The sequence below is a fragment of the Ruegeria sp. BE3 genome (assembly GCF_056538865.1).
Genome location: NZ_JBQFTW010000018.1, coordinates 22707 through 32492 on the forward strand (window position 1 = coordinate 22707; position 9786 = coordinate 32492).

10 protein-coding genes and 1 tRNA gene are annotated in these 9786 nt (G+C 56.6%); 3 read left to right on the top strand and 8 right to left on the bottom strand.

Annotated elements, in window-relative coordinates; translation table 11 throughout:
• Positions 1-17: 17 nt before the first annotated feature.
• Positions 18-548, bottom strand: a complete 531-nt coding sequence (locus tag ACR0AZ_RS21305) for a gamma-glutamylcyclotransferase (protein WP_480470583.1) — start codon at positions 546-548, stop codon at positions 18-20.
• 67 nt (positions 549-615) lie between these two features.
• Here ACR0AZ_RS21305 and ACR0AZ_RS21310 point away from each other — a divergent pair, with 67 nt between their 5' ends.
• Entirely contained in the window at positions 616-1617 is a 1002-nt protein-coding gene (locus ACR0AZ_RS21310; RefSeq protein WP_480668211.1) for a DUF2125 domain-containing protein, read from the top strand.
• Here the strand turns inward: ACR0AZ_RS21310 and ACR0AZ_RS21315 are convergent.
• The 4 genes from ACR0AZ_RS21315 to ACR0AZ_RS21330 all read right to left on the bottom strand — a co-directional run bounded on the left by ACR0AZ_RS21315 (position 1614) and on the right by ACR0AZ_RS21330 (position 5911).
• Positions 1614-2432 (bottom strand): extensin-like domain-containing protein, encoded by an 819-nt coding sequence (locus tag ACR0AZ_RS21315; protein WP_480668212.1) that lies wholly within the window; start codon positions 2430-2432, stop codon positions 1614-1616. The two genes, ACR0AZ_RS21310 and ACR0AZ_RS21315, sit on opposite strands and share 4 nt — an antisense overlap.
• Positions 2429-3349: a prephenate/arogenate dehydrogenase family protein gene (locus ACR0AZ_RS21320; protein ID WP_480668213.1), complete on the bottom strand. Its 921-nt coding sequence runs from the start codon at positions 3347-3349 to the stop codon at positions 2429-2431. Before ACR0AZ_RS21320 ends, ACR0AZ_RS21315 begins: the two co-directional genes overlap by 4 nt.
• Complete coding sequence (gene hisC, locus ACR0AZ_RS21325; RefSeq protein ID WP_480668214.1) at positions 3346-4431, bottom strand: histidinol-phosphate transaminase; 1086 nt, start codon at positions 4429-4431, stop codon at positions 3346-3348. Before hisC ends, ACR0AZ_RS21320 begins: the two co-directional genes overlap by 4 nt.
• A 64-nt stretch (positions 4432-4495) precedes the next feature.
• Positions 4496-5911, bottom strand: coding sequence for an aminotransferase class V-fold PLP-dependent enzyme (locus tag ACR0AZ_RS21330; protein WP_480668215.1), 1416 nt, complete (start codon positions 5909-5911; stop codon positions 4496-4498).
• A gap of 103 nt (positions 5912-6014) precedes the next feature.
• Here ACR0AZ_RS21330 and ACR0AZ_RS21335 point away from each other — a divergent pair, with 103 nt between their 5' ends.
• Positions 6015-6476 (top strand): Lrp/AsnC family transcriptional regulator, encoded by a 462-nt coding sequence (locus ACR0AZ_RS21335; protein WP_480470589.1) that lies wholly within the window; start codon positions 6015-6017, stop codon positions 6474-6476.
• Positions 6477-6566: 90 nt separating this feature from the next.
• A complete protein-coding gene (locus ACR0AZ_RS21340; RefSeq protein ID WP_480668216.1) occupies positions 6567-7934 on the top strand; it encodes a methyltransferase family protein in 1368 nt (455 codons plus the stop codon).
• Between the two features lie 148 nt (positions 7935-8082).
• Here the strand turns inward: ACR0AZ_RS21340 and rpsD are convergent, their stop codons facing one another.
• The 3 genes from rpsD to ACR0AZ_RS21355 form a co-directional block, all read right to left on the bottom strand.
• Positions 8083-8703 carry a 30S ribosomal protein S4 gene (rpsD, locus tag ACR0AZ_RS21345; protein WP_170325974.1) on the bottom strand — a complete coding sequence of 207 codons (621 nt, stop codon included), beginning with the start codon at positions 8701-8703 and terminating at the stop codon, positions 8083-8085.
• 203 nt (positions 8704-8906) lie between these two features.
• Positions 8907-9401 (bottom strand): hypothetical protein, encoded by a 495-nt coding sequence (locus ACR0AZ_RS21350; protein WP_480470591.1) that lies wholly within the window; start codon positions 9399-9401, stop codon positions 8907-8909.
• A 298-nt stretch (positions 9402-9699) separates the two neighbouring features.
• A tRNA-Met gene (locus tag ACR0AZ_RS21355) sits at positions 9700-9776 on the bottom strand.
• Positions 9777-9786 lie beyond the last annotated feature (10 nt).

A 9786-nucleotide genomic window follows, 5' to 3' on the forward strand; every position in this document is an offset into this window, starting at 1 on the left:
GGCGCGACGCCAAGGGTTTATGCGCGGATTGTACGCACGCGTTGCGACAACCACTCAAGGTCGGGGTCACGCAAACCGATCTCGGTCAGATGTGCGGCTGTATTGTAGAGGTATTCGTCATTCGGACCGCGCCCGCCCACCGCATGTGCTATGATCTGGGCTTGCTCCTCCAGCGGCAGTCCACCGCAATACTGCACATGATGCGCATCGATGACATACGTCACGGCGTTGACGACCTCACCTGAATGCAGTTGCACGTCCAGCATCCGTTCAAGATAGGCGGATGAAATCAGCTCGCGCTCGCGCAATTCCGCCAGCGTCCGCTCTTCGTGTCCTGCCTCAACGGCAAGCGCCAATCCTTTGCAATGCGCATCCGGTTGTTCGTCAAGCGCAAGCACCAGACCAGGCTCTTCCTCAGTGCCGCGATGATGGATCGAGCGCATGCAGAAGGATCGGGCATAGCCATGCAGCGTGGCGCGTTCGCTGCGGGCCACCGGAAAGCCGGGGTTCCACAGAAGAGATCCATATCCGAAAACCCACATCGTCATTGCTCTGGTCCTTGCCCGTTTCGCTCTATAAACATCAAATCCGAGGCAGGAAAAAGGGCCATTCATCATGCGTCGTCTGATACGCGTTTTTGTATTCGTGGCCGTTGTGTGGAGCGCCTACTGGTATGTCGCAGGTTACGGGCTGCGAAACGCCATTACCGGCTGGTTCGATCGTCAGCAGGAACTGGGCTGGCAGGCTGATTATTCGGATGTCGCGACAGCAGGGTATCCGTTCCAGCACATAACTCGGCTGGCCAATCCCGCGCTCGCCGATCCGGTGAACGGTACGGCCTGGAGTGCGGACTGGATCGAGTTTGAAAGCCCCGCGATCTGGCCCGGTCGACAAATGCTGCGTTTTGCCAGCACACCACAGCGCCTGTCCTATTTCGATCAGACCACAACCGTTCAGGCCGAAGGTCTTCAGGCGGAACTACATTTGCAGCCAGGTGTCGCATTGGTGCTGGAAAGGATGGCCCTGACCGCCGGGCGCTGGCTGCTATCGGATGAGCAGGCCCCTCAGGCCGGTGGACAAAGCCTGAGCCTGATCATGGCGCAATCTGGCACTCCGGAAAGCTACAACATATCGGCCAAGATCGATGGTTTTACGCCAGGCGAGGAACTGCGGCGCCTGATGCGCTCTGCCTCGTCCCTGCCGCAGTCGTTTGAAACGCTGGAACTCGATACATTCATCACGTTCGACAAACCCTGGGACCGCAGCGCGCTTGAACAAGGCCGCCCCCAACCCGTCGCGATTGACCTGCGATTGGCCGAGATCAAATGGGGCGAACTGCGCCTCTTCGCGACCGGAGAGCTGGATGTCGACCGGCAAGGCATCCCAACCGGAGAAATTGCGGTCAAGGCCGAGAACTGGCGCGACATGGTCGCCATGGCAAACGCTGCAGGCGCCCTGCCCGATCAGGCGGTTGATCCCGTGACCCGGGCCCTGGGCTTCATGGCCGGGCTCGGCGGCAATCCCAACGCCTTGGATCTGCAGCTGAATTTCCGCGACGGTTTTGTCGCCTTGGGGCCGCTCCCATTGGGCCCTGCCCCGCGACTAATCCTGCGTTAACGGCAGTAAGAGCCGCTGCGATAGCGCGCCGTGTCCAGATGGAAATGGTCGCGATGATATCGATCCGAATTCGGCCCCAACACCGTCCCAAACGGCCCACAAGCCCCACGCCAGACTTTGATCAATTGCTTCTGAGAGGGGTTCTTGCGCCATCCGTCCAACACGGTAACAAGTTCGCCATCTGCCATCCGGAACCCGGAAATATCAATCGCGCGACCCTTGCCATGCTCGGAAATCCGCGCGCCTTTTTTGTTGTTCCGGGTCCGGCAGGCATAATGCGCCGCCACCCGCAGCTCGACCACTGGGCCGCGCCGTTTGAAGGTGGGCTTCACCGTCTTGTCGACCCATTTATTCAAAGCCTTTGCGGTGCCACAATCCATGGTCGCCGGACGGCTGAGCTTCACCCCTGAAACCGAGGTAATCTGCACCGCGTCCTTGATCCCGCAGGCCTGGATCTTGCCGTTTATACGGCCCACCGCCTTGCCCTGGATGTCTATATCGCCACAAACCGAAGATTTGCGCAGCTTGCGTTTTTTGAACAGGATTTGCTGCTCTAGTTCCTTCGGGCGTAGGTAGGGTCGGATCGAGCTATCAGGCCCCAGCAACGGCAATTCGGTTGGCCGGGCAGCAACCGCAGTCACCTGCGGAGAAGCGGGCCGCAGCACGGGGCGAATTCTGGACGTGGTGAGCGCGGGGTTGGCATCGATCAGGGCGGGGCGTTTTAGTGGCACAAGAGAGGTTTCTGGCGCTGCCGCATGTGCAGTTGTGGCCAGAATGGCAAGACCTATCCACAAACAGCCCCGGAGCCATCTCATGTCGATGTTTTCCCCCGTCCAAAATCTGGCGCGTCCGTGTCCTGCCCGGCATCGATAATTCCGCGCCGGATCGCACGGGTGCGCGTAAAATAGTCGAACAAATGCTCTCCGTCACCAGTACGGATAGCCCGTTGAAGCGCAAAGAGTTCTTCTGTGAAGCGTCCAAGAATCTCCAGAGTCGCGTCTTTGTTGGTCAGGAATACGTCGCGCCACATTGTCGGGTCGGACGCGGCAATCCGCGTGAAATCCCGAAAGCCAGCAGCCGAGTATTTGATGACCTCGGTATCCGTGACCCGTCGCAAATCATCCGCCACACCAACCATGGTGTACGCGATCAGGTGCGGGGCATGCGAGGTCACAGCCAGCACCAGATCATGGTGATCGGCATCCATTTCTTCGACATTCGATCCCATCCCCTCCCACAGCGCGCGCAAGCGGGCGATGGCATCAGGATCCGATCCTTCGACTGGGACCAACAGAGACCAGCGGTTGTCGAAAAGCTCAGCAAAACCGGATTCCGGCCCGGAATGCTCCGTCCCGGCCAGCGGGTGGGCAGGAATGAAATGCACATCTTCCGGGATATGGGGTGAGACAGCCTCAATCACATGGCGTTTCACCGATCCGACATCCGAGACTGTCGCGCCGGGCTTCAGGACCGGTGCCATCTGCTGAGCCACGGGACCCATCGCGCCAACCGGAACGCACAGCACAATCAGATCGGCCCCTTCGACGGCCTCTTCAACCGAGTCACAGACGCGGTCGCACAGACCGATCCGCCGAGCCGTCTCGCGGGTCGCGTCAGATCTGGCATAACCAGTCACCTCTTCTGCCAGCCCCGCGCGTTTCATCGCCCAGAACATGGAGGAGGCGATCAGGCCCAGCCCGATCAGCGCCACGCGGTCGTAAATCTGGCTCATGCAGCGCCCCCTTTGAACGCGGTAATGGCTGCAACCACACGGTGGCAGGCTTGTTCATCGCCCACGGTGATCCGCAGCGCATTTGGCAGGTTGTAGCCCGCAACACGCCGCACGATCAAACCCTGAGTTTTTAGGAACGCGTCACAAGCCTCAGCCTCGGCCTGATCCGCGAAACGCGCGAGGATAAAGTTTGTGCAAGATGCATCCGAGGGTACGCCAATCTTGGCCAGTTCCTCGGACAGCCAGACTCGCAGCCGGGCATTCTCGGACTGGCAGAACCGCAAGTAATCCTCATCCTGCACCGCTGCCTCGGCGGCGGCCAACGCAGTCAGTGACAAGTTAAAGGGCTGACGCACTCGGTTCAGCACATCAATGATGTCTTTCGCGGCATAACCCCAGCCCACGCGCATCCCGCCCAGCCCGTAGACCTTGGAGAACGTCCGGGTCATGATCACATTCTCGAACCGATCCACCAAAGCAGCCCCACCGTCGAACCCGTCGACAAATTCGGCATAAGCGCCATCCAGCACCATTAGACAGTTGCTGGGTAGTTCCTGCGCCAGACGCTCCAGCTCGGCCTCAGAGATCATGGTCGAGGTCGGATTGCCTGGATTGGTCACAAACACGATCCGTGTCTTGCCGGTTACGGCAGCCAAAATATTGTCGACATCCACCTGCCGCTCGCGCTCAGACACCATAACGGGCGTCGCACCTGCCATCCGCGCGATGATCGGGTACATCGAAAACCCGTGCTCGGTATAGATGACCTCATCCCCCGGCCCGGTATAGGTCTGCGCCACGAACTGCAGCACTTCGTCGCTACCAACACCGCAGATGATGCGATCCGCGTTCAGCCCATGTCGTTCTGAAATCGCGGCACGCAGGGTGGCATGATCGGTACTGGGATAACGATGCAGCGTCGTGGCACTGTCACGCACAGCCTCTATCGCCTTGGGGCTGGGTCCAAACGGGTTCTCGTTCGAGCTCAGCTTGATGACATCAGCCACCCCAGCGACATGGGACTGACCACCCTGATACAGCGCGATGTCCATAATGCCGGGTTGTGGTATGGGCTTGGTCATGAGGGGCTCCGTTGGTTGCGCCCCTCTTACCTGTCTCAACGGTTTGAGAAAAGTGGCAATTCCCTCAGGCAGCTTTGAAGCGCGCCGTCGCCGGATCGGCACTGTAGAACGCAGTATATTCCTCGGTCCGACGCGACAGGTCATTGACGCTGTCGATGATGAATTGAACCGTCTCTTCGCTCATCAGATACGAGAAATTCAGGCGTACCCAACCGGGCTTCAGCATCTCTTCGCCCGCTGACAGGGCCGCATGCAGCTGCTCCGAAGTATCTCGGTCGATCCCCAGCAAACGGTGCGCATATGGCCCTGCGCAAGCACAGCCACCACGCGCCTGTATCCCATAGATATCGCTGAGCATTCGCGTGAACAACTGCTGATGTACCGGCTGCCCAGAGTGATCCCGAACAAGGAACGAGAAGATCGGAAGGCGATGCGCATTCTTCGTACCCAGCAAGGTCAGGTGCGGATTATCCGACCAGCCTTCGATTGCCATCCGGTTGTAAAGCGCCTCACGCCGCGCAATCTCATCGGTTCCCACCGCATCCTTGACCATAACTGCCAGTGCCGCGCGAATGTCACCGATCACGTTGGGCGTACCCGCCTCTTCCCGCGTCGCAAGATCCGCGCTGTAATCATGCCGCCAGGGCGAGACAAAACTGACAGTTCCCCCACCCGGCCAGCTTGGACACGTACGCTGAACCGCATTCTGATTGACGACCAGCACGCCGGAAGCTCCGGGCCCACCGGGAAACTTGTGCGGAGAGACTACGATCGCATCTTTGCGTGCATCTTCTGGCCTCATCTCCATCGGCAGATACGGGCCACCACCTGCATAGTCCCAAACCGCCAGCGCCCCATGCGCCTTCAACAGCCGGGTCACCGGGTCGGGATCGGTGATGATACCCGTGACGTTGGACGCTGCCGAGAATGATCCGATCAGCAGATCCGAGTCGGCATGCTCCAGCAACGCGGCTTCCAGCGCCTGCATATCCGGCCCACCCTCTGCTGCTTCGGGAATCTCAACCACCTCAGCCTTGCTTTCACGCCAGGGCAGGATGTTCGAATGGTGTTCATATGGACCGATCAGCACAACCGGTTGGTCAGCCTCTTGCACTCCCATCAGGCTGACCAACCGGTTGAGGCCCGCTGTGGCGCCGGACCCGGTGAAGATCACCGCATCCTCTTCCCTGGCACCAACGATGCGGGCGATCTCTGCCCGCGCCTCGCGGCGAAGGCGGGTCATATAAGAACCGCAATAGGAGGCTTCGGTGTGGCTGTTGGCATAATACGGCAACACATGCGCAGCCACAAAGTCTTCGACCTGACGCAACGCGCGACCCGAGGCGACGTAATCCGCATACACAAGCGGCACATCCTGATGCAGACCCGGGATGAGTACCCCCTCACCAATCAGCCCGTCGCGCAGAGCATTTCCGTGAGTGGCAGATTGAATCTCCGCGCGAAAAATGGACAGGGTCATTGCATAAGCTCCGTATTGCTGTACCCAATGTGATTGATCTATAGGCCAAATACTTCACCCTTTTTTGCCTTCTAATGCCCAATATTGTGTCATATGATTTCATATGAGTAACAAAATAGATCAAATTGACCACAGCATTCTGAAAGAGCTCCAGAAGGACGCCACTCTGTCTCAACGCGAGTTGGCAGATCGCGTCGGCCTGTCTCAGAACGCCTGCTGGCGACGCCTGAAGGCGCTGAACGACAATGGGGTGATACAGGGTTCCTCCGCTCGGATCGCACGAGAGAAGCTGGGCCTGAACCTCGTAGTCTTCGTCATGTTGCGTACCCGCCATCACTCGGCCGAGTGGCTGCAAGCCTTTAGGCGTCACGTACTGACCATTCCTGAAGTTGTGGATTTCCACCGGATTGGTGGCGACTACGACTATCAGCTGAAAGTCGTCACACAGGACATGGCCTCATATGACAAGGTCTACCAGCGCCTGATCGAGAAAGTCGAGCTGGACAGCGTCACATCCTATTTTGCAATGGAAGCGATCGCCGAAGGTCGGCCATTGCCGATCTGATCCGGAACTTCATCTGACCGGAATACAAGCCACTTCGACCTTTGGATATTCAAAAATAACCCAGTTTCAGTCAAATTTGCGCCCGAATCTTTGGCTAAACTCGCCAAAATTGCATCTTTCGCACGACGATATAGGGGCGCGGCGGTGGGTCTTCCGAGTTCAGCAGTTAGCAACGCTACTGCAGTTATTGGCGTCACTTTCTTGACGCTGGGTGTCATCTATCAAGTTGTCTGGCCACAACAGACACCTGTCGAGATGGCGCTGTTTTTGGTCGCCAGTTACCTCGTACCGGTAGCGCTATTCGAAATCTGCTTCAACAAGGTACACTTGAGGAAATCGACCGGGCTAAGATGGACTAAGGCAGGCCCGTCGAACCCACGCCGCGTCGCAGTCAAGCTAGTCGGCTTGTTTGCGATTCTCGCGGCCATCACGGTGGTTCATAGCGTTTTTCGGTTCTATGCCTACGAAAGGCTCACGTACCCTGTCGTCGCAATGGTCCTTCTCGCTCCATTTCTATTTCCAGTCATCATAGTTTACTTTTTTGAGATCGACCGGCGCATGGCGCAACCCAAGGATGGCTATTTCGAGCTTGGAGCACTAATTCTCAGGCTAAATCCTCACGCAAACTGGGCTCTTCTGCAGGACTTTGCGCTTGGCTGGGCGATAAAAGGCTTCTTTTTACCTGTGATGTTTGCCTATCTGGCATTGAACATGTCCAGCCTTTCACAAGACATCCCATTGATCTACGGATCTCCTGTGGAGAAAGCGGTTTACTTGGCCAAACTTTTGATCGCTATGGAGTTGACGATCGTCGTGGTAGGCTATTCGATGACTGCGCGGCTTTTTGACTCTCATATCAGATCTCCAAACAAACTGCTCGGTGCTTGGGTCGTAACACTCATCTGCTACGAACCTTTCAATCGCTTGGCCTCGGGTCAGATTTACAAATACCACACTGGGCGGAGTTGGAATGATACGATAGACAATTATCCGCTTTTGGTTTGGCCATGGATCATCATGATCCTTCTGTCATACTTCGTCTGGATGTGGAGCACGGCGATATTTGGATTGCGGTGGTCCAATCTTACCAATCGCGGCATTATTACAAATGGACCGTATCGCTATACAAAACACCCTGACTATGTTGCAAAATCGTGTTTCTTTTGGCTGACTGCTGCGCCTTTTCTTACCGCCTTCACCTATTGGCAGGCGTTTACCGCCAGTCTGGCCCTTCTGGTGGTAAATGCCGTCTACTTTGGTCGTGCACGTATGGAAGAAAAGCACCTGTCAGAAGATCCAACCTATGTAGCCTACGCATTAGAAATGAACCGCCGCAGCATCTTTGCGCCAATCGCTCGGTATTTGCCTGGGCTTGCATATCGTTCACCCACCGACAGTGCAGAACTTCAGCCCAAAACGGAGGAACTCTCTGACGCCAGCTTAAGATATAAGTATTGAACTGGCCTATCTGCTTTCAGAACTTGCCGTGATGTCGACAAGAAGCGACCTGTTCCCCTAAAAGTCCTCGATTTTCGGTTAGCCTATTCCACAACAAAAAAAGACCGCGCTGAAAGCGCGGCCTTTAAACTCAAAAGGTCGGCGAAGATTAGTTCTTCGCGTAGAATTCGACGACCAGGTTCGGCTCCATCATGACCGGGTAAGGCACATCGCTCAGGCCCGGTGCACGAACGAAAGTCGCAGTCATTTTCGAGTGATCGGCATCGATGTAGTCGGGCACATCACGCTCGGCCAGCGCAACAGCTTCCAGAACAACAGCCAGTTGCTTGGACTTGTCACGCACTTCAATCACGTCGCCTTCTTTGACACGGTAGCTGGGGATGTTGACCCGCTTGCCGTTTACTTTGACGTGGCCGTGGTTCACGAACTGACGTGCAGCAAAGACGGTCGGCACGAATTTGGCGCGGTAGACGACGGCGTCCAGACGGCGCTCCAGCAGACCGATCAGGTTTTCACCGGTGTCGCCTTTGACACGTTCGGCTTCGGCATAGATGCGACGGAACTGCTTCTCGGTCAGGTCGCCATAGTAGCCTTTCAGCTTCTGCTTGGCGCGCAGCTGCAGACCAAAGTCCGACAGTTTGCCCTTGCGGCGCTGGCCGTGCTGGCCGGGGCCATATTCGCGACGGTTGATCGGGGATTTCGGACGACCCCAGATGTTTTCGCCCATCCGGCGGTCGATTTTGTACTTGGCAGACGTGCGTTTGGTCACGGCTGATCTCCTTCGTTTAGGTCGAGGCCCGTGCAGGCCACTATGAAGGGCGTTGTCCTCTTGAGGTTTCCCCCATGACAGGCATCCCCTTGCGGGGGCCACCAACACCAATGAAGCCGCGCTTATATCTGTCGATTAGCCAGAGTCAACACGTCTCGGCATTGCAAGGTACGAATTTTATCTGAGGGTATCAGCAGCAGAGATCACTCTGCCGCAAAGACCGCTACATCAGGAATTTCATCCCGGATGACCCGCGCTGGCCCGGGAAAAGCGACAACCGTGCGGTCCTCGGTTCGGGTGATCGATACAGGCTCAATCTGCTCCGCTGCGGCGCTGACCCAGAATTCCTGACCTGGTTCCGGGCAACCGCCTTCAAACACCAGAACCGGGGCCTCATCGCCGACCACCATAGCCAATTTGGCGACAAATTTCTGCGCCCCGTTGGACAGTTCAATTCTGGCATGCTCCGGGAGCATCTCATCAACTGTGGTCTGACACCAGTCCGCCAATTCGGAAACGATCCCAGATGCAAGTGATCGATCTACGACTTCGACAAGCTCGGTCGAAAGATTAAGCGACCGGCCACGCCAAGACCATGTTGATCCAACACCTAGTTGATCGATAGGAGCATCTTCCAGACCATCAACTTCGGTTTGGGTCCAAGATATAGCTACATGACCGCTTTTATCGGTTCTCATCTGCCCGCCCGCACTATTACTCATCCCACCTGTAACGATTTCTGTCTATCAACGATAAAATGGGCAGAAAAGAGACTGAATTGCAGCATTCACGAAATTGTTGCCCAACCGCAAACTCACTCTGAGACTTGAAGTGACCTGGACACGAATCGAATTTGCCACATTTTCTTACATAACGCTTCCAGCATTTTTCGAGAACACGCACCGTTTGCTTCCACAGTGCTTCCACCACCAAAGGCCAGAATGCAAAAAGCTCCGCGTTATGCGAGGCTAAGTGTTTGATATCCGACCTTAAAGTTGGTTGCGGGAGTAGGATTTGAACCTACGACCTTCAGGTTATGAGCCTGACGAGCTACCGGGCTGCTCCATCCCGCGACACTTTGCG